Annotated in this window: 17 protein-coding genes; 11 read left to right on the top strand and 6 right to left on the bottom strand. The window is 66.0% G+C overall.

Annotated features, from left to right (window positions below; translation table 11 throughout):
- Positions 1–232: 232 nt before the first annotated feature.
- From JJ918_RS17055 to JJ918_RS17045, 3 genes are all read left to right on the top strand, one after another.
- Positions 233–523, top strand: a complete 291-nt coding sequence (locus JJ918_RS17055) for a hypothetical protein (protein ID WP_291890056.1) — start codon at positions 233–235, stop codon at positions 521–523.
- 113 nt (positions 524–636) lie between these two features.
- The gene (locus JJ918_RS17050) at positions 637–1,791 is read left to right on the top strand and encodes a PLP-dependent aspartate aminotransferase family protein (RefSeq protein WP_291890054.1); all 1,155 of its coding nucleotides are present in this window, start codon (positions 637–639) and stop codon (positions 1,789–1,791) included.
- Between the two features lie 149 nt (positions 1,792–1,940).
- On the top strand, positions 1,941–2,273 hold the full coding sequence (locus JJ918_RS17045) for a hypothetical protein (protein WP_291890052.1): 333 nt from the start codon (positions 1,941–1,943) through the stop codon (positions 2,271–2,273).
- A gap of 253 nt (positions 2,274–2,526) precedes the next feature.
- Here the strand turns inward: JJ918_RS17045 and JJ918_RS17040 are convergent, their stop codons facing one another.
- The 4 genes from JJ918_RS17040 to JJ918_RS17025 are packed head-to-tail and all read right to left on the bottom strand — an operon-like array spanning position 2,527 to position 5,585.
- Positions 2,527–3,156 carry a trimeric intracellular cation channel family protein gene (locus JJ918_RS17040; protein WP_291890050.1) on the bottom strand — a complete coding sequence of 210 codons (630 nt, stop codon included), beginning with the start codon at positions 3,154–3,156 and terminating at the stop codon, positions 2,527–2,529.
- Entirely contained in the window at positions 3,153–4,199 is a 1,047-nt protein-coding gene (locus JJ918_RS17035) for a TIGR00341 family protein (protein WP_291890048.1), read from the bottom strand. Before JJ918_RS17035 ends, JJ918_RS17040 begins: the two co-directional genes overlap by 4 nt.
- A 7-nt stretch (positions 4,200–4,206) precedes the next feature.
- A complete protein-coding gene (locus JJ918_RS17030) occupies positions 4,207–4,725 on the bottom strand; it encodes a hypothetical protein (RefSeq protein WP_291890046.1) in 519 nt (172 codons plus the stop codon).
- Positions 4,722–5,585, bottom strand: a complete 864-nt coding sequence (locus JJ918_RS17025) for an NAD(P)-dependent oxidoreductase (RefSeq protein WP_291890044.1) — start codon at positions 5,583–5,585, stop codon at positions 4,722–4,724. Before JJ918_RS17025 ends, JJ918_RS17030 begins: the two co-directional genes overlap by 4 nt.
- Positions 5,586–5,646: 61 nt before the next feature.
- On the opposite strand from JJ918_RS17025, the gene JJ918_RS17020 reads away from it, so the two are divergent.
- Positions 5,647–7,971, top strand: a complete 2,325-nt coding sequence (locus JJ918_RS17020) for a penicillin acylase family protein (protein ID WP_291890043.1) — start codon at positions 5,647–5,649, stop codon at positions 7,969–7,971.
- On the opposite strand, the gene JJ918_RS17015 is transcribed toward JJ918_RS17020, so the two are convergent.
- Positions 7,953–8,417, bottom strand: a complete 465-nt coding sequence (locus JJ918_RS17015) for a flavin reductase family protein (protein WP_291890041.1) — start codon at positions 8,415–8,417, stop codon at positions 7,953–7,955. The genes JJ918_RS17020 and JJ918_RS17015 overlap by 19 nt on opposite strands.
- 91 nt (positions 8,418–8,508) lie before the next feature.
- On the opposite strand from JJ918_RS17015, the gene JJ918_RS17010 reads away from it, so the two are divergent.
- From JJ918_RS17010 to JJ918_RS16980, 7 genes are all read left to right on the top strand, one after another.
- Entirely contained in the window at positions 8,509–9,441 is a 933-nt protein-coding gene (locus JJ918_RS17010; RefSeq protein WP_291890038.1) for a flagellar motor protein MotB, read from the top strand.
- 120 nt (positions 9,442–9,561) lie between these two features.
- Complete coding sequence (locus JJ918_RS17005; RefSeq protein WP_291890036.1) at positions 9,562–11,406, top strand: SLC13 family permease; 1,845 nt, start codon at positions 9,562–9,564, stop codon at positions 11,404–11,406.
- A gap of 42 nt (positions 11,407–11,448) precedes the next feature.
- Positions 11,449–12,204, top strand: coding sequence for an arginyltransferase (locus JJ918_RS17000; RefSeq protein ID WP_291890033.1), 756 nt, complete (start codon positions 11,449–11,451; stop codon positions 12,202–12,204).
- 43 nt (positions 12,205–12,247) lie between these two features.
- Entirely contained in the window at positions 12,248–13,369 is a 1,122-nt protein-coding gene (locus JJ918_RS16995; protein WP_291890031.1) for a TRAP transporter substrate-binding protein, read from the top strand.
- A gap of 5 nt (positions 13,370–13,374) precedes the next feature.
- Positions 13,375–14,154, top strand: a complete 780-nt coding sequence (locus tag JJ918_RS16990) for a TRAP transporter small permease subunit (RefSeq protein ID WP_291890028.1) — start codon at positions 13,375–13,377, stop codon at positions 14,152–14,154.
- Positions 14,155–14,158: 4 nt separating this feature from the next.
- Positions 14,159–15,754, top strand: a complete 1,596-nt coding sequence (locus JJ918_RS16985) for a TRAP transporter large permease subunit (RefSeq protein WP_291890025.1) — start codon at positions 14,159–14,161, stop codon at positions 15,752–15,754.
- Between the two features lie 180 nt (positions 15,755–15,934).
- Positions 15,935–17,059, top strand: a complete 1,125-nt coding sequence (locus tag JJ918_RS16980) for an AI-2E family transporter (RefSeq protein WP_291890022.1) — start codon at positions 15,935–15,937, stop codon at positions 17,057–17,059.
- Here JJ918_RS16980 and JJ918_RS16975 read toward each other — a convergent pair whose 3' ends face one another.
- The gene (locus JJ918_RS16975) at positions 17,060–18,124 is read right to left on the bottom strand and encodes a serine hydrolase (RefSeq protein WP_291890019.1); all 1,065 of its coding nucleotides are present in this window, start codon (positions 18,122–18,124) and stop codon (positions 17,060–17,062) included.
- Positions 18,125–19,237 lie beyond the last annotated feature (1,113 nt).

The following is a 19,237-nucleotide window of genomic DNA, read 5'->3' as shown; positions in this document are numbered from 1 at the left end:
CAACCAGCCTACAACACCTCCAACACACAGGGACCTATACGCTCGCTTCTGACCGAAAGCAGGCTCGACATGCGCGACAGCTGGACACGCACCGGGACTATGGGTCCCGGACCTGCGCCCGGCCTTCGCCGGGCATCCGTCAGGGATGACACGGGACATTGGCCAGAAAGTCCCTGAGTTTTCATGCAGTCATGACGTGCTATCCTTGGTCTTACGCAGTAGGAACGTTACCATGCACAAGACCTGCCCGGCCTGCAGCGCAAAGCTGCCCGCCAACACGATCTGGCGCATGAATACCGGCAGCCAGTTTTCCTGCAGTCAGTGCGATGCCATTCTGGGCTGGCAGGCCGGCGGGCTGCTGGCGCTCGTGCTGCTGATCGCCTTCGCGTCCGTTCCCGTTTTCGTCTGGCTGGCCGGGTGGCTGGGCCCCACCAGCCTGGTTGTCGCGATCCTGCTTCTTATTGCCGGATGCGGCCTGGTGGCAATCCAGGGTATGCGCCCCGTTCTCCTCCGCCGAACCTGACCGGTCCTGCGACCCGCTTCCCGGCGACACTCACCCCGTTCAGCCTTTGACCTCGAACGCGGCCTGCGGCATGCCCATATCCCGATAGCGACAGCTTCACCGGGACGTGCCTCATGACTTCCTCCACCCGCGAAACCCGTACCGTGCAGGCCATGCATGCGATCGACCGGCTGACCGGTGCGGTCATTCCGCCGCTGCACAGCTCGACGACCTATGCGCGTGATGCCGATAACGCGCTGATCGGGGCGCAGGACTATCGCCGGCCGCAGGGACCGACCGAACAGCAGGCGGCGCAGGTGCTCGCCATGCTGGACGGCGGGGCGGATGCGCGGCTGTTTTCCTCGGGCATGGCGGCCATCGCGGCGGTTCTGGAAAACGTGCCGGCGGGCGGGCATGTCGTCGCCCAGACCGAGATGTATTACGGCGCGCGGGGCCTTTTGCAGCGGGCGCTGGCGAAGAAGCGGATCACGCTGAACCTCGTTGCGCCCGGCGATCTGGATGCGCTCACCGCCGCGGCGCGGCCCGCCACCGACCTGATCTGGATCGAAACGCCCGCCAACCCGTCCTGGGCGATTGTCGACATCGCCAAGGCGGCCGATATCGCCCACGCCGTCGGTGCCACGCTGGCGGTCGACTCGACCTGCGCCCCGCCCTGCACCACGCGGCCGCTGGAGCTGGGCGCGGATCTCGTGATGCATTCGGCGACCAAATACCTCAACGGCCATTCCGACGTGCTCGCCGGCGCACTGGTCACCCGCAAGAGCGACACCCGCTGGGACGATATCTGCGAGATCCACAACAAGACCGGCGCCATTCCCGGCGCCTTCGAGACCTGGCTCCTGCTGCGCGGCCTACGCACCCTGCATGTGCGTTATGCCCGCCAGAGCGGGACCGCGCTGTGGCTGGCCGAGCAGCTGGCTGCCGATACGCGGCTTGCGGCCGTGCACTATCCCGGACTTCCCGGCCATCCCGGTCACGATGTGGCGCGGCGGCAGATGACGGGCGGGTTCGGCGGCATGCTGTCGGTCGAGCTGGCCGGCGGTTTCGAGGCGGCGCGGCGCTTTGCGGCGGCCACGAACGTCTTCATCCAGGCGACTTCGCTGGGCGGGGTGGAAAGCCTGATCGAGCACCGCAAACCCGTCGAAGGCGCCGACAGCCCGGTGCCCGACGCGCTGGTGCGCCTGTCGGTCGGGCTGGAAACACCGGCCGACCTGCTGGCCGATATCGATCAGGCACTCGCGGCGGCTGCCGCCACCGGCAAAAAGTAGCCAATCGCCACCTTTGCTGCACCAGAACCCAGTACTCCACACGTTTTTCGACATCTCTATTGTCGAATCTGAAAATATTTGCCTACGCTGCAGGCGTTCTGTTGTGGTTCGTGTACGCGTTACTCAAGAAAAGTAATGGGGAGATCCACATGTCACTCGACAAGATCGTCTGGGCCGTCGCGGCCATCGCCGCCATCGTCTTCGCCTTCATATCCGGCTTCGAATGGGGCGGGCTGATACTGGCGCTGCTGGGTCTGGCCAGCGGCTTTTTCATCAAGGGAGAGCACCGCCGCGCCGTGATCCTGGCGGCCATTTTCCTGATCGCCGGCGGGGCCGGCGCGCTCGGCGCCATACCGGCGGCGGGCGAGTATCTCACGGCCATTTTCACCAATTACGGCGCCGTCCTGTCGGCGGCGTCTCTCATGGTGATCGTCATGGCGACGGCCGAACGCCTCGTGCCGGGCATGCCGTCGGGAGAATAGAAGCGGGGCGTCCTTTCCTCCTCAACACCGGTTGGGGAGGAAAGGCGCCAGCGCGCTTTCTTCCCCACGGAACGTGGGGAAGTGGGCCGCGGCGAAGCCGCGGGTCGAAGGGGCCGGCGCGCAGCGCCGGGAGGGCCGTCGAACCTGTCGCGACATTCCGCCTGCGCTTCGCTCCGGCGGCCCCTCCACCGCTTCGCGGTCCCCCTCCCCAACTCTCGTTGGGGAGGAAAGACGCCGCCAAGCGTTCCAGACCCTATTCGCTGATCCGCACGGCAGGCAAAGACCATTTGAACCGGATCGCACAGCCGCGCAGGATCAGTGCAAGAGCCGCCGACCCCAGGGTCACGGCGCTGGGGTTGAAGCCCAGGGCCAGTCCCGCCACATAGGCCGCCGCGCCGGCCATTGCCGCAAGGGCGTAGATGTCCTCGCGCAGCACCAGCGGCACGTCATTGACGATGATATCGCGCAGGAGGCCGCCAAAGGCCGCGCTCATCATCCCGGTGAGGATGGCGATGGTCCAGTGCGCCCCGGCTGCCAGACCGGCCTCGGCGCCGATGACGCAGAAAACGGAAAGTCCGATCGCGTCGGCCCAGATCAGGGCGGCGCGGCGGGTGGCGATGGCCTGCGCCCAGGGCGAGGTGAAATAGCCCAGCAGCGCGCCACCGACGGCGACCGCGAGATAGTTCGGCTCGGCGATCCAGTAGACCGGCAATTGTCCCAAGAGCACATCGCGCAGCGTACCGCCGCCCATCCCCGTCACTGCGCCGACAATGGCGGCGCCGAACGGGTCGAGTGTCTTGCGGGCGGCCAGCATGCCGCCGGAATAGGCGAAGAAGGCGATGCCGCCATAGTCCAGCAGGGTGAACAGGAATTCGACATTCATGCGCCTGCTCCTGTTGCCTCGGGAAGCGCCGGCACGACCGGCAGCCCCTCGCCCGTCTCGACCGTCAACAGCACCGCCAGCCCGGTCAGGGCGACGATCAGCACGGCCCAGACCGCCAGATTGATATAGACCGAGCGCGTCGCCGAGCGCCGTTCGAGCCAGGTGCGCGGCCTTATCCCCTTGTAGAAGAAAACCAGCAGCGCGGCGAGATTGACGCTGACCACATTGATCGCCAGCAGGAGCCCGGCGCGCAGGGCGAGTTCGGTCTCGCCGGCGCCCAGCAGCAGGCCCGCCGTCGCCGCCGGCGGCAACAGCGCCACAGCGACCATCACGCCTACGAGGGTAGAGGACAGCCCCGTCGCGATCGACAGCGCTGCCGCGGCCCCCGACGCCAGGGCGAGCACGGTGGAATCGAGCCCGACAACCGTGCGTCCGGACAATTCCTCAGACGTCAGATCCGCGCCAAACGCCAGGCCGATCAGGGCCGACAGCGCCATGCCGAAGGCGAGGCCCACCAGCGCCGTGCGTGCCGAACGGGCCATCAGCTCCAGATCGCCCAGCGCCGAAGCAAAAGAGAAGGCGAGGATCGGGCCCAGCAAGGGTGCAATCACCATGGCGCCGATCACCACGGCGACATTGTCGGCGGACAGGCCGAACACGGCGACGATGGTGGACAACAGGGTCAGCAGCAGGAAGTCGCGATGCAGTTTCGCGCCGCCCGCCACGTCCTGGTAGAGCTCCTCGCGCAGGGCGATGAATTTGCGGCGCGCCGAAGCCTCGACCAGTTTCGCCGCGGGCTTGGGCAGGCTAGCCTCGACCGGCAGCACGACCAAGCGCCAGTCCTCCAGACCGTCCATCAGACCGTTGATGGAATCGATCGCGGCCTGCCCCTCGCCATCGCCGAAGACCAGACGCAACACACGCCGGCCGCGCGAGGTGGGCTCGCTCAGCACGGTATCGAGCGGTTCGGCGCGCTCGCTGGCCGCCATCAGGCGTTCAACAAGCGCCGCATCGTCCCGGAAGCTCAGCTCGATCAACCGCATCTTGCGCTCACGCCTTGCCCCGCCGCCGCGCCAGCATCTCGCGACGCGCATGCTCGAACTCCAGCAGGTCGGCCAGATCGCGTGCCCGCCAGGCCGCGCCCATCATCATCAGGCTGCACACCATCCACACCCCGAGAATTCCGATCAGCGTATCGATCCGCTCGAACCCGATCCGCACCCAGAACTCCGGATCCATCTCCGAGATGCCGAAAACGGCGGCGACCGGGACGGAAACCAGAATCAGGGTTGTCGTGCGGAAGACCCGCTCGACACGATGTGCATTGAGCGCGGCATAGGTTTTCAGGAATTCGACCTGGGCATCGTCGAGGCCGCCCAGCAGGCCCAGCCCGACCTTCCAGTGCACCGCCCGCGTCAGCGGCGTCAGCTGGTCATTGGCCATCTGCGCCAGAGAGCGCCGGGTGAAACCGGCCAGCAGCATGCGCCAGGTCGCGAACAGCGAAGTCAGGCGTTTCCACACGCCCATCGCGACCGGATCGGTGCGGATCAGCTGGCCCTCATCGCTCACAGGTCACGCTCCAGCCGCGCGATCAGCGAGGAGGTGTCCCAGCGATTGCCGCCCATCGCCTGCACATCGGCATAGAACTGGTCGACCAGCGCCGCCACCGGCAGGCGCGCACCATTGCGGCGGGCCTCTTCCAGCGTGATGCGAAGGTCCTTGCGCATCCAGTCGATAGCAAAGCCGAAATCGAACTCGTCCTTCACCATGGTTTGCCAGCGGTTTTCCATCTGCCAGGACTGCGCCGCGCCCTTCGAGATCGCGCCGATCACCAGGGCCGGGTCCAGCCCCGAGCGCTTGGCGAAGTGCAGGCCTTCGGACAGGCCCTGGACGATACCGGCGATGCAGATCTGGTTGACCATCTTGCACAATTGCCCGGCACCGGCCGGACCGATCAGCGAGCTCGCCTTGGCATAGGCATCCATCACCGGCTCGGCGCGCGCGAACGTGTCCGCCTCGCCGCCGCACATGATGGTCAGCTGACCGTTTTCCGCGCCGGCCTGACCGCCCGAAACCGGGGCATCGAGAAAACCGATCCCGGCATCGCGGGCGGCCTGGTCCAGCTCCCGCGCCAGCTCGGCCGAGGCCGTGGTGTGATCGACCAGCACCGCGCCGGGCTTCATCGCCGGGATCGCCTGTTCGGCCACAGCACGCACATCCGGGTCATCACCCAGGCAGGCAAAGACGAAATCAGCATCCGCAACGGCCGCCTCGACCGAGGGGGCTGACACGCCGGCATGCTCGGCCGCCCATTGCTCCATCTTCGCCGCGGTGCGGTTCCAGACGACGACGTCATGGCCGGCTCCGGCGAGGTGGCCCGCCATCGGATAGCCCATCACTCCCAGACCGAGAAACGTGCAGCGCGCCATGAAGCTCTCCCCTTTGCGTTCCCCCCTTGCTAGTCTCCCGGCAATTGGGGAGCAAGTCATCATGATCGCACGTCTTCTTCGCTATACCGGTCTGGCTGTCGCCGGACTGCTGGCCCTGGCCGTTGTTGCGGCGCTGATTGTCGGCAACCGTCTCTACGCCTCGCTGCCGCAGACCAGCGGGACGATGGACGCCCCCGGCCTGCAGAACACTGCGCATATCGTGCGCGACAGCTGGGGCATTCCGCACATCTTCGCCGACCGCGATCGCGACGCGTTCTACGCGCTCGGTGTCGCCCATGCACAGGACCGGCTGTGGCAGATGGAAATCACCCGGCGGGCCCTGCGCGGCCGTGTCGCCGAAGTGCTGGGCGAGCCCGGCGTCTCCTCCGACATCTTCTTCCGCACGATGGGTCTCGGTCCCGCGGCAGATACCGCGGCGGAAAACCTGCCGGCCGACATCCAGGCGGCGCTGGAAGCCTATGCCGCCGGCGTCAATGCCGTGATCGACGCGCCGGGCTTTGTCGCGCCGCCGGAATTCCAGATCCTGATGATGCAGCCGGAACCCTGGACGCCGGCCGACACGGTGGTGGTCTACAAGGCGATCGCGCTCGACCTGTTCGGCAATGCCTTCGAGGAACCGCGCCTTGCGGCATTGCAAGCGCATCTGGGCCCGGAGCGCACGCTGGAATTCATCGGCCGCTATCCCGACGACGCCCCCCGCTCGCTCTCCATGGCCGATCTGGGGCTGGAGGAGGCGGCCGCGACACCCGAGATCGAAACGCCGACCCAGGGGCCGGAAGACAATGGCCGTGACGGATCGAACAACTGGGTGCTCTCCGGCAGCCGCACCGTGTCCGGCCTGCCCATCCTGGCCAACGACCCGCATCTGGGCCTGCGCGCACCGGCGATCTGGTATCTCGCCCGTATCACCGCGCCGGACGGGTCGGTGGTCGGCGCCACCCTGCCCGGCACGCCCTTCGTGACGCTGGGGCGCAATGACAATATCGCCTGGGGTTTCACCAATACCGGCCCCGATGTCGGCGATCTGCATGCCGTGACCGAGGCGGATGTGACCGGCTCGCGCGAGGAGATCATCGCCGTGCGCTTCGGTGACGACATCACGATCACACGGCGCGAGACGGCCACAGGCCCGGTGCTCGATCCGGAACACTTCCCCGCCTACGCCGTGCCCGAGGGCGCCGATTTCTTTGCCCTGCAATGGATGCTCGACGAGCCGGACGACGCCACGACCGGTGTCGGCATGCATATTCTGGCCGGTCAGGACTGGCAGGACTTTGTCGATGCCGTCCGCAATTTCGTGGCGCCGCAGCAGAACATGGTCTTTGCCGCACGCGATGGCGATATCGGCTTCTACGCTCCGGCGCGCATTCCGGTGCGCGATGTCGACGGCAACTGGGTCTCCACCATTCCCTTCGAGGACCTGCCCCACACCCGCAATCCCGAACGCGGTTTCATCGCCACCGCCAACAACAAGATCGTGCCGGACGGCTATCCGCACTATCTGACCGGCGACTGGTATGGCGTGAACCGGATCCGGCGCATCTATGAGGGTATCGAGAGCACCGACCGCCACGACCTGGACAGCATGGCCGCGCTGCAGATCGATACGGTGTCGGTGATGGCGCGGCAGGTCCTGCCGGTCCTGATGACCGCCGAGCCCGCCAGCGAAGCCGGCCGCGAAGCCCTTGTGATGCTCGCCGGCTGGGATGCCGACATGGCGGTCGACCGGGCAGAACCGCTGATCTATGCCGCCTGGATGCGGTCGCTGTCGCGCGCCGTCTATGCCGACGATCTCGGCGATCTGTTCGATCGCTGGTATGCCGACCGCCGCGTCTTCATGACCGATGTGCTGACCGGCGATCTGGGCGCCTGGTGCGATGACAGCACGACCGAAGCGGTGGAAACCTGCCTGGACCTTCTCGGCCCGGCCCTCGACGACGCCATGGAACAGACAATGGGCGATCACGGGGCCGACATGTCGGCCTGGCGCTGGGGCGATGCCCATTATGCGCGCCACGCCCACACGCCGTTTTCCGATTTCCCGGTCCTGTCGGACTGGTTCACGATCGAGACGCCGGTCCCGGGCGATGGCTCGACGGTGAATGTCGCCCACTTCTCATACCGCACGCCGGGTTATGACGTCTTCCACGGCGCCTCCTACCGGGCGCTCTACGACATGGCCGAACCGGACGCCTCGCGCTTCATGATCACGACCGGCCAGTCCGGCAATGTCATGTCACGGCACTATGACGACCTGGCGCCGCTGTGGGGCCGCGGCGAATATGTGGAGATCCCGACCGGCTGGACGATGGATGCCGTGCCCGAGGGCATGAGCGTTCTGGAGCTTCAGCCCGGTTCGCAATAGGTCGAGGTGTAGAAGACCAGAGCCGGCACGTCGCGCGGGGTATCGAGATCGATCACCTCGCCGACGATGATGTCGTGATCGCCGCCACGGTGCACGGCGCTCTGCCTGCACACGAAATGTGCCACGGCGCCATCGATCAGCGGCGCCTGCTCGCCGGTCCACAGCGCATGGCAATTGCGCAGGTCCGGCTGCAGGGCACAGGCATGGGCCAGCCCGGCCTGGTCGGCTGCGAGCACGTTGATGGCGTAGGTCTGCGCGTGCCGGAACATCGCATAGCGCTCGGTCTCGCACTCGATCGACCACAGCACGAGCGGCGGGTCGAGCGAGACCGAGGCGAAGGAATTCACGGTCATCCCGACAGCCCGGCCCTCATGAAAGGCCGATACGATGGTCACGCCGGTCGGATAGCGCCCGAGTGCATCTCTGAATTCGCGGCTGTCGATCAAGACGGCGACCTCGCAAGCTGGGATTTTTGAAACCTGGCCTTAACGCTAACCGTCTACAGGAGGGAGGGATAAGGAAACAAGGCGGGTGGACATGGCGTCGAAAGATCAGCCGATTGTCATCAAGAAAGTCGTAAAGGGCGGAGGCGGCGGCCACCATGGCGGCGCCTGGAAAGTGGCCTATGCCGACTTCGTGACCGCGATGATGGCCTTCTTCCTTCTGATGTGGCTGATCAACACGACCACGCCTGAGCAAAAGCGCGGCATTGCCGACTATTTCGCACCCGCCAGCGTCTCACCCGCGAACTCGGGTTCCGGCGCACCGCTGGCCGGCACCGCCCCGGGCGATGACGGCGTGCAGGGTTCCGGCGACAGCTCGATGCGCCAGCGCCTCGCCCCGTCGGCACCGCAGCTCAATGACCGCGACCGCCAGCAGACGCCGGAAGGCTCGCCGGAATCGCCGGACGAGATCCAGGAATCTGCCGCCCAGGTGATGGCCTCTGCCATGGCCGAGGCCCAGGCCCGCCGCGACGCCGCCCAGCTTCACTCGGCCGCCATGTCGCTGCGCCAGGCGATGCAGGACATGCCGGAACTGGCCGAACTGTCCAACCACATCATTGTCGACGAGACGCCGGAAGGCCTGCGCATCCAGCTGATCGACCAGGAAGGCCGCCCGATGTTCAATCCGGGCGATACCGAACCGACCGACCGCGCCATCACCCTGCTGCGCGCCGTTGCCCGCATCGCCGAACGCCTGCCGAACCGCCTGTCGATTGCCGGTCATACCGACAGCGCCCCTTCGACCGGCGGCAGCTACACCAATTGGGAATTGTCCTCCGACCGGGCCAATTCCGCCCGCCGCGTCCTGCAGACCTCGGGCATCTCGAACGACCGCATCTATGAAGTGCGCGGCAAGGCCGGTTCGGAACCGCTCTATCCGGACGATCCCTACATGCCGGGCAATCGCCGGATCTCCATCGTGCTCCTGCGCGAAGCCCCGGTCCTGCCCCAGGGTCACGAACTCTAGACTTTCCCATCCCTGCCGCACGGTATGAGCCAAGCGGCAGGCGGGGGCTTCGCAAGCGCACATAACGCGTGGTAGCGTCGTGGATCGCACATGTCGGATCCATAGCCTCCTGAAATCACAATGATAGAAAGCGCGTCGCTAGACGTCTGGCAGATGTGGGCAATTCTCGGCGGCCTGGTCGTCGCGATTGTCTTCTTCGTGTGGGACCGGTTCCCGATCGAGATCGTTTCGGCCTCGATCGTGGCGGCGCTCATGCTGTTCTTCCATTTCTTCCCGCTGGAAGACGGCCGGCCGAGCATTGCGGCCCTTCTGGAAGGGTTTGCGAACCCTGCGCTCTTCACCATCCTGTGCCTGCTGATAGTCGGCCAGGGCATATTCCAGACCGGTGCGATGGAGGGGCCGACCCAGTTCCTCCTCTCCTCCTACGACCAGCGGCCGCGCGGCACGCTGATCGCGATGTTCGCCTTCGTCTTCGTGGTGAGCGCCTTCATCAACAACACGCCGGTCGTGGTGATGTTCGTGCCGATTCTCGTGGCGATCGCGCGGCGGATGGAGAAAAGCCCGTCCAAGCTGATGATCCCGCTGAGTTATGTCTGCATCCTGGCCGGCATGACGACGCTGATCGGCTCCTCGACCAACCTGCTGGTCGCCGAACAGCTGCGCACGATTTCCGGCGTCAGCCTCGACTTCTTCACACCGACCGTGCCGGGCCTTTTCCTCGCCGCCTTCGGCCTCGTCTACATCGTCTTCGTCCTGCCGCGCCTGCTGCCCGACCGTGACACGATGGAGGGCGAGCTGGCCGGCTCCGGCGAAGGTCGGCAATACATCGCCCAGATCGAGGTGACCGCCGACCACCCGCTGGCCGGCAAGCGTCCCGTTGCGGGCATGTTCGCCGATCTGCCCGACATGACGGTGCGCATGATCCAGCGCGGCGAGCACGCCCTGCTGCCGCCCTTCGACCAGATCGAGCTGAAAGCCGGCGACCTCGTCATCGTCGCCGCCACCCGCCAGACCCTGTCCAACCTCCTGTCCAAGCGCGCCGACTTCATGCGCGGCATGCTCGAGGCTTCCGGGCCCGGCGAGAACCCGACCCCGGGCGACAGCCTGATGATCACCGAAGCCGTGGTGGCCCCGGGTTCGCGCCTGATCGGCCGGACGATCCAGCAGATCGGTTTCCGCCATGCCACGGGCTGTATCGTGCTGGGCATCCAGCGCCGCAGCCGCATGATCCGCTCGCGCATGGGCGAGATCCGGCTGGAAGCCGGCGACACGCTGCTGCTGTTCGGCTCGTCGAGCTCGATGCGCCAGCTGCGGTCCGACCGCGACCTTCTCCTGATGGAATGGGCGACCACCGCCCTCGCCGATCCGCGCCGCGCCAATGTCGCGCGCGCCATTTTCGCCGGCGTGGTGATTGCGGCCGCGACCTCGCTGATGCCGATCGCGCTGGCCTCCTTCCTCGGGGCCGTGGCGATGATTGCCGGCGGCTGTCTCAACACCCGCCAGGCGGCGCGTGCCGTCGATATCCGCATCTATCTGCTGATCGGTTCGGCGATCGCGCTGGGTACGGCGCTGCAGATTACCGGCGGGGCCGACCTGCTGGCGACCGGCGTGGTCACGCTGTTCTCGCCCTTCGGCCCGGTCGTGCTGATGTCGGCCATGTTCATCCTGATCGCATTGCTGACGAACGTCCTGTCCAACAGCGCCACCGCGATCCTGTTCACCCCGATCGCAGTGGGTGCGGCCAACCAGATCGGCGCCGACCCGTCACTGTTTGCCCTGACCGTGCTGTTCGCCGCCAATACCTGTTTTGCGACCCCGATCGGTTATCAGACCAATCTTCTCGTGATGGGCCCCGGCCATTACCGCTTCATGGACTATGTCAAAGCGGGTGCGCCGATGGTGGTGTTGTTCTGGGCAGCCTTCACGCTTTACATTTCTCTCCTCTACGCCTTCGATCTGGTGTGAGTTAGCATGACGGTCCGGTACAGCTGAGTCGAAGAGCGCGCAGTGACCCATCCATTCGCGACACGGCAAATTCCCTTCTTCCTGACGGCGGCAGCGCCGTGTCCCTATCTGCCGGGACGCTGGGAGCGGAAAGTCTTTACCCGGATCGAGCTGGGCGAAGGGCCCGCGCTCAATGACGCCCTGACCCATGCCGGCTTCCGCCGCAGCCAGGGCGTGCTCTACCGTCCGGCATGCGAAGCCTGCGACGCCTGCAAGTCGGTGCGGATCGATGCCGGCGATTTCGACTGGAAGCGCCGCTGGCGCAAGGCCCTCAACCGCAATGACGATCTCATCGTCTCCACCGAGGCCCAGACGGCGACGATGGAGCAGTACGAGCTGCTCACCCGCTATCTGGACAGCCGCCACGGCGATGGCGACATGGCCGGCATGTCCTTCGGCGAATACGTCATGATGGTCGAGGAAGGCGCCCAGCGCACCCATGTCACCGAATACCGCGACGCCTCGGGGACGCTCGTCGCGGCAGTGCTGACCGATGTGCTCAAGGACGGTCTGTCGCTGATCTACAGCTATTTCGACCCGGACGAGGAGAAACGCAGCCTGGGCGCCTTCATGATCCTGGACGCCGTGCGCCAGGCCGAAGCGGCCGGCCTGCCCTTCGTCTATCTGGGCTATTGGGTGCGCGGCAGCCGCAAGATGGGTTACAAGGCTGCCTATCAACCGCTGCAAGTCCTCACGCCGTCGGGCTGGCAGGCCTATGGCGAACTCGCTAACCATGAGGACGAAAACGACGAGGACTGACACCGGCCGGAACGGGCGGGCACGATCCTCAAGGGGGAGAGACATGGATCGACGCACATTCATCAGCGGCGGCGCGGTCGCCGCTGCGACGGTGGCCACTGCCTGCGGGGAGACGGGGCAGGAAAACGCCGCCGGACCGGCCGCACCGGCCGTCAATCGCGGCGTAAAACGCCTGCGCATGGTGACGACCTGGCCGGCCAATTTCCCGGGACTGGGCACTGCTGCGAACAATGTCGCCGCCTATATCAATCGCATGTCCGGCGGTTCGCTGGATGTGCGCGTCTATGCCGCCGGCGAGATCGTCAGCGCTTTCGAGGCCTTCGATGCGGTCTCCGAAGGCACGGCTGACATGTATCATGGCGCGGAATACTACTGGCAGGGCAAGTCGCCGGCCTTCAACTTCTTCACCGCCGTTCCGATGGGCATGACCGCCTACGAGATCATGGGCTGGGTGGAATATGGCGGCGGCCAGGCGCTGTGGGACGAGCTGGCCGGCCAGTTCAACATCAAGCCCTTCCAGGCCGGCAATTCCGGCCACCAGATGGGCGGCTGGTTCAAGCGCGAGATCAACACGCTGGACGATTTCCGCGGTCTGCGCATGCGCATTCCGGGCCTTGGCGGCAATGTACTGCGCGAGCTGGGCGGCGCGGCCGTCACCCTGTCCGGCGGCGAGATCTATCCGGCCCTGCAGAACGGCACGATCGACGCCACCGAATGGGTCGGCCCCTGGAATGACCTCGCCTTCGGTTTCTACCGCGAGGCGCCCTATTATTACGGCCCGGGCTTCCACGAGCCGGGCTCCTGTCTCGGTGTCGGCATGAACCGCACCGTCTGGGACGAGCTGGCCGACGATCACAAGGCCATCATCCAGTCGGCCTGCCTGACGGCGAACAATCTCTCCCTCGCCGAATTCCAGCACCAGAACGGCATCGCGCTCGACGTGCTCGTCAACGAGCACGGGGTCGAGCTGCGCCGCTTCTCCGACGAGATCTGGACGCGGATCGGCGAGATTTCCGAACAGGTTGTCGCCGATACCGGCAATGCCGATGCGATGACCCGCCGCGTCTATGAGAGCTATCTGGATGCGCGCAACAAGATGCGCCAGTGGGGCCGGATTTCCGAAATGCCCTACATGGTCCAGCGCGAACGCGTGCTGGGCGGCTGACGCCCATGCGCCCCGGTGACCGCCTGATCCTGGCCGTCCTGGCCATCATCATCGTCCTGACCGCGCTGGATGCCGCCACCGGCGGCGCCATTGCGGGCTGGGCCAATGCGCATCTGGCCGGCTGGGCACAGGCGCTGGGCGGCTGGCTGATGCGGATCGGCCTCTTCGTCTCGCCCATCCTGTTGCTGCCGCTGGTCACCGCGCTGATGGGGCGCTTCCTGTCGGTGCCCGCCGGGGCGTGGAATTTCGAACGCAGCCTGATCGGGATTCTCGACCGCATCACCCTGACCATCGGCGGCGCAGCGCGCTGGTTTGCCCTCGGCCTCGTGGTCGCCACCGCCGTGATCGTGATCCAGCGCTATGTCTTCGGCTATGCCTCGACCAAGCTGCAGGAGAGCGTGATCTACATGCACGCCCTGCTCTTCCTGCTCGCCTCGGCCTCGGCGCTGCTGAATGGCGGTCATGTGCGCGTCGACGTGATCTATGAAAAGCTCGGCGAGCGCGGCAAGGCCTGGACCGATCTGATCGGCACCTATCTCGCCCTGATGCCGATGAGCTTTCTCATCCTGTGGTCCTCGACCGGCTATATGAATTCCACCTGGCGGATCCTGGAACAGTCGCGCGAAAGCGACGGCCTGCCCTTCGTCTTCCTGCTGAAGACCGCCATTCCGGTGTTTGCCATCATGATGATCCTGCAGGGTTTCTCGATGGCCGCCCGCGCCGCCATGACGATCGGCAAGGAAACCCCGCCGCCCCTGCCCGATACATTCAAGGGCGAGGTCTGACGCCATGAATTTCTTCGTCGAGATCCTGCCCTTCCTGATGTTCATCGCCGCCTTTGCGGCGCTGCTGCGCGGCTATCCGGTCGCCTTCACCCTCGCCGGTGTCGCCCTGGGCTTTGCCCTTCTGGGCATCTCCATGGGCCTGTTCGACCCGATCCATTTCCGCGCCTTCCCGCAGCGCATCTACGGCAATCTGATGGAGATGGACCGGCAGATCCTGGTCGCCGTGCCGCTCTTCGTCTTCATGGGCGTGATGCTGGAAAAATCCCGTATCGCCGAGGAATTGCTCGAAGCCATGGGCGCGCTGTTCGGCACGCTGCGCGGCGGTCTGGGGATTTCCGTCATCGTGGTCGGCGCGCTGCTGGCCGCCTCGACCGGCATTGTCGGCGCCACCGTGGTGACGATGGGCCTCTTGTCCCTGCCCACCATGCTCAAGCGCGGCTATGATCCCGCCCTTGCCGCCGGCTCGATCGCGGCCTCGGGCACGCTGGGCCAGATCATTCCGCCCTCGATCGTGCTGGTGCTGCTGGGTGACCAGATCTCCAACGCCTACCAGGAAGCCCAGCGCGCCCAGGGCATTTTCTCGCCGGACATTGTTTCGGTCGGTGACCTGTTCGCCGGCGCACTGATCCCGGGCCTGATGCTGGTCGGACTCTACATCGCCTACCAGATCGTCATGGCGATCTGGAAACCGGAGAGCGCGCCTGCCGCCCCGGCCAGCGAAGCCCATGCCGACTGGGGCGCCATCCTGCACGCCCTCCTGCCGCCGCTGGCGCTGATCATCGCCGTGCTCGGCTCGATCCTCGCCGGGCTGGCCACGCCGACCGAAGCCGCCGGCGTCGGCGCCGTGGGCGCCAGCTTCATCGCCGGCGCGCGCAATGCCGGCCGCGACGGCAATCCGCCGCTCGGCCAGCTGGCCAGCTATGCCGGCCTTGTCGCCCTGATTGCGCTGATCGGCCTGGTGGTCGTCGCCAATATCGGCTCGGACAGCCGGGTTTATGTCACCGATCTGGGCACGCTGGGCGGTATCGCCGCCGGCGCGCTGGTCACCCTCACCCTGCTGGGCGCCGGCTGGAGCCTGTGGCGCCTCAAGCGCAATGGCGTTCTGGACGAGGTGATGACCTCCACGGCGACCATTTCCGCCATGGTCTTTGTCATCCTGATCGGCGCCTCGCTGTTCTCGCTGATCTTCCGCGAACTGGGCGGCGACGAAACCGTGCAGGCCGCGCTCGAGGCCGTGCCCGGCGGCGTGTTCGGCGCGCTGGCCGTGGTCATGCTGGTGATGTTCGTCCTCGGCTTCTTCCTCGACTTCATCGAGATCACCTTTGTGGTGGTGCCGATCGTGGCGCCGATCCTCCTGATGATGGGCGTCGATCCGGTTTGGCTGGGCGTGCTGATGGCGATGAATTTGCAGACCAGCTTCCTCACCCCGCCCTTCGGCTTTGCGCTCTTCTATCTGCGCGGTGTGGCGCCGGAGGCGGTGAAGACGACCGACATCTATCGCGGCGCCATCCCCTTCGTGATCATCCAGCTTCTGGCCATCCTCGCCGTCGCGGCCATGCCCTGGCTGGCCACAACCCTGCCGAACTGGCTTTATGGGTAGATGGCTTCACCTGGTCCTTCCCCTTGACGGGGAAGGTGTCCGGCGCAGCCGGACGGAAGGGGTGAATCCCGGTGGTGAAAGGTTCACGATGGCCTTGCCCCCACCCCCTCCGATCCGGGGCTGCGCCCCGGCCCACCTCCCCCATCAAGGGGGAGGACGAAAACGAAGGATATCCGTTCGATGACAGCGCTGAACAAGATCGAGCTGGAACGGGTTTTCATTGCCGTGCTCGCCTTGGGCATCACGGCGGTCTTCGCCTGGATGATCCGGGACTATCTGGCCACGCTCTTCCTGGCCGGGGTGATCGCGCTCTTCCTGTCGGGCCCGCATCGCTGGCTGGCGGCGCATATGGGCGAGCGGCCCAAGCTGGCGGCAATCCTGCTGGTGACCGGTGCCCTGCTCGCCTTTGTCATACCCTCGGCGATCCTGCTCGGCGTGGTGGCCGAACAGGCGATCGACATCACCCAGCGCGTCACGCCCTGGGTGCAGGAACAGGTCTCCCAGATCCGCGATGACGGGCTTTACGGCCTGCCCGACTGGATGCCCTTCCGCGAGACCATCATCCAGTACCAGGCCACGATCACCACCCAGCTGGGCAATCTGGCCGGCACGGTGGGGCGGCTCCTCGTGTCCAGCCTGCGCGCCGGCACAGGCGGTTTCCTTGTCGCCACGCTGAACTTCTTCATCCTGGTCTATGCGCTGTATTATTTCCTGCTGACCGGCCGCAAGAGCGCGCACCAGGCGCTCAGCCTGTTGCCGATGACCGGCGAGGACCGCGACCTCCTCGCCGAACGCGCCACCTCGACCATCCGCGCGACCGTGAAGGGTACCTTCGTCATCGCCCTCGTCCAGGGCGCGCTGACCGGCGCCGGCCTCTATGTCGCCGGTGTACCGGGCGCGATCTTCTGGGGCGCGGTGACCGCCCTCCTCTCGATCATCCCGATGATCGGCCCGCCGCTGGTCTGGGTGCCGGCGGCAATCTGGCTGACGGCCTCCGGCCAGGTCGTTCCCGGCATCGCACTGGCCGCCTGGGGCGCCATCGTCGTCTCGACCTCCGACAATCTCCTGCGCCCGGCCCTGGTGGGCAAGGACGCGCGCATGTCCGACCTGATGGTGCTGATCTCCACCCTGGGCGGGCTGACCCTGTTCGGCGCCGTCGGCATCATCATCGGCCCGGTGATCGCCGCCCTCTTCACCTCGGTCTGGTTCATCTTCCGCGAGACCTATTCGGGCCTGCTGGAAGAAGAGGCTGAGGAGGAGGCGGAAGAAGCGGACGCGGGTGATATGCCCGCCGAAGACGCCTGATCACTGCCCGGCGAAGACCGGCAGCACATAGTCCTCCATCAGTGCGAAGGGGCGCTCCATTTCCGGCCAGCGGCCGTAATTCTCGCCGGTGAAGACGGCCACAAGTTCGAGGTCCGGGAAGATCATGATGAACTGGCCGCCATTGCCCCAGGCTTCCCAGGAGCGCACCCGGCGGCCGGCCACATCCCAGTCGCGCATACGCCAGAGATAGCCGAAATCCTCGCCGTGCAGGTCGGAGACGGCGTGCGGCGCAACGGAGGCCTCGATCCAGTCTTCCGACAGGATGCGTTCGCCATTCCATACGCCGCGATCGAGATAGAGCTGGCCGAAACGCGCCATGTCGCGCGGGCGCAGCGACAGGCCGCCGCCCGTCATCGCCAGCCCCTGGCTGCCGCGCGAATTGGTGATCGGCCAGCGGTATTCGGTAATGCCCAGCGGGCCGAACAGATAGGTGTCGGCAAAAGCCGGGATACGCTGTCCCGACGCGCGGGTAATCACATTGCCCAGCGTCACCACGCCGCTCGTGGCATAGGAGAAGGTCTCGCCCGGCGGATGGGCCAGCGGCTGGTCGAGATAGAATTTGATCCAGTCATCGGTGGGATACATCGCGTCTTCATTGCCGCGCACACCGGATGTCATGGTGAGGATGTGGGCAAGGGTGATGTCGCGCTTGGCCTCGTCCCAATTGGCGATCTCGCCCTCATACTCCGGGAAATAGTCCAGCACCGTCGCCTCGGCGGACGGAATGAAGCCATGGTCGATCGCGATCCCCACCAGGGCTGAGGTCACCGTCTTGGACGCCGAGCGCATATTGTGCAGGTCGTCGGGACCCCACTCGCCGAAATAGGTTTCATGGACCAGCTCGCCCCGGTGCACCAGCAGGACGGCGCTGATGCCGATATCCGCTTCGCTGCGGATCTCCGCCACCATGGCGTCAAGCGGCGCGGGATCGAGACCGTGCGCTTGCGGCGTGGCGCTCTGCCAGCCGTCCTCGCGCGCCAGCGCTGGCGTGCCTGCCAGCACCGCAAAAGCCGCGACCATCCCTGCCATCTGACGGAATTTCATATGTAATTCTCCCCGGAAACCGTCGCGCAGACTTGCACAAGGGCCGCAGGAGACAACTTAAATCACGCTCATTTTCCGGCGGGGTTGTATCCATGCTGCTCGGGAAGACGCGAGCGACGCTGCCAAACGCCGTCACCCTGACGAAAGTCAGGGCCCAGCTCGCGGAAACGGCTGTTTCCCATCTTGCCACGATTGCACCTCGCGCCATGGATCCTGACTTTCGTCAGGATGACGGTTGAGAGGTGTTGGATGGGGTTATCTCCCCCCATCCATTTTTCCCGGAAGCGCGTGAGCGCTATCCGGGACCAACGGGAAACTCATCGCTGAAGGCGAGCTTCGGTCGATCCCGGCGCTGCGGCCCGCCTTTGCGGGCCATCCGGCCGGGAAAAATGTGGGTGTGAGAGCGGGAAACATAAACACCCCTTCTCCCCGGCCGGGGAGAAGGTGGGCGGAGCCCGGATGAGGGGCGGCCGCGGCAGCGGCCCACTTGAAGCCTCCGGCACGCCTTGCGCGATTGCACCTCGCGCCCTGGATCCTGACTTTCGTCAGGATGACGGTTGAGAGACGGTGGATATCGTTCGCTCCCCATCCCCGTTTTTCCCGGAAGCGCTGCAGCGCTGTCCGGGACCTACGGGAGACTCATCGCTGACGGCGACCCGCGGTCGGTCCCGGCTCTGCGGCCCGCCTTCGCGGGCCATCCGGCCGGGAGAAATTCGCGCTTATCCCTCTCCCTCACGCCTTTCTTCCCCACGCTGTGGGGAAGTGGGCCCTCCGTAGCCTTGGCGAAGGAGGGGTCGAAGGGGGCGGCGCGCCAGCGCCGGAAGACCTTTGAGACAAGGTGCCGGCACCCCACCCTTGTGCCTCGGCGGCCCCTCCCCCGCTTCGCTTGTCCTCTCCCCACGATGTGGGGAGGAAAGAAAACTTATCCCCACCCCTTCATAGCAGCCGCATAATCATCCCGTCTTCGCACCGCTCGAGGCCCGGACCGGTTATCCGGGGGTGCAAAGAGTACGGAGCTTGTCCGCGCCTGCCGGGTTGACCACGGCAGGCTCCGGCGAGGCCATCGGCAGGGACGACCGGCAAAAAGCTCGACCGGACCGTCCCCGCCGGTTT

The organism is Maricaulis sp., from assembly GCF_017642925.1.
Lineage (GTDB): Bacteria > Pseudomonadota > Alphaproteobacteria > Caulobacterales > Maricaulaceae > Maricaulis.
This window is presented reverse-complemented; position numbering and strand designations above follow the sequence as displayed.

What these genes read in the sequence shown, in the direction of transcription:
- JJ918_RS16995 (WP_291890031.1), top strand. Translation starts at nt 12,248, where the DNA reads ATGGATCGACGCACATTCATCAGCGGCGGCGCGGTCGCCGCTGCGACG.
- JJ918_RS17020 (WP_291890043.1), top strand. Translation starts at nt 5,647, where the DNA reads ATGATCGCACGTCTTCTTCGCTATACCGGTCTGGCTGTCGCCGGACTG.
- JJ918_RS17045 (WP_291890052.1), top strand. Translation starts at nt 1,941, where the DNA reads ATGTCACTCGACAAGATCGTCTGGGCCGTCGCGGCCATCGCCGCCATC.
- JJ918_RS17010 (WP_291890038.1), top strand. Translation starts at nt 8,509, where the DNA reads ATGGCGTCGAAAGATCAGCCGATTGTCATCAAGAAAGTCGTAAAGGGC.
- JJ918_RS17005 (WP_291890036.1), top strand. Translation starts at nt 9,562, where the DNA reads ATGATAGAAAGCGCGTCGCTAGACGTCTGGCAGATGTGGGCAATTCTC.
- JJ918_RS16990 (WP_291890028.1), top strand. Translation starts at nt 13,375, where the DNA reads ATGCGCCCCGGTGACCGCCTGATCCTGGCCGTCCTGGCCATCATCATC.
- JJ918_RS17055 (WP_291890056.1), top strand. Translation starts at nt 233, where the DNA reads ATGCACAAGACCTGCCCGGCCTGCAGCGCAAAGCTGCCCGCCAACACG.
- JJ918_RS17035 (WP_291890048.1), bottom strand. Translation starts at nt 4,199, where the DNA reads ATGCGGTTGATCGAGCTGAGCTTCCGGGACGATGCGGCGCTTGTTGAA.
- JJ918_RS16975 (WP_291890019.1), bottom strand. Translation starts at nt 18,124, where the DNA reads ATGAAATTCCGTCAGATGGCAGGGATGGTCGCGGCTTTTGCGGTGCTG.
- JJ918_RS17040 (WP_291890050.1), bottom strand. Translation starts at nt 3,156, where the DNA reads ATGAATGTCGAATTCCTGTTCACCCTGCTGGACTATGGCGGCATCGCC.
- JJ918_RS16980 (WP_291890022.1), top strand. Translation starts at nt 15,935, where the DNA reads ATGACAGCGCTGAACAAGATCGAGCTGGAACGGGTTTTCATTGCCGTG.
- JJ918_RS17050 (WP_291890054.1), top strand. Translation starts at nt 637, where the DNA reads ATGACTTCCTCCACCCGCGAAACCCGTACCGTGCAGGCCATGCATGCG.
- JJ918_RS17025 (WP_291890044.1), bottom strand. Translation starts at nt 5,585, where the DNA reads ATGGCGCGCTGCACGTTTCTCGGTCTGGGAGTGATGGGCTATCCGATG.
- JJ918_RS16985 (WP_291890025.1), top strand. Translation starts at nt 14,159, where the DNA reads ATGAATTTCTTCGTCGAGATCCTGCCCTTCCTGATGTTCATCGCCGCC.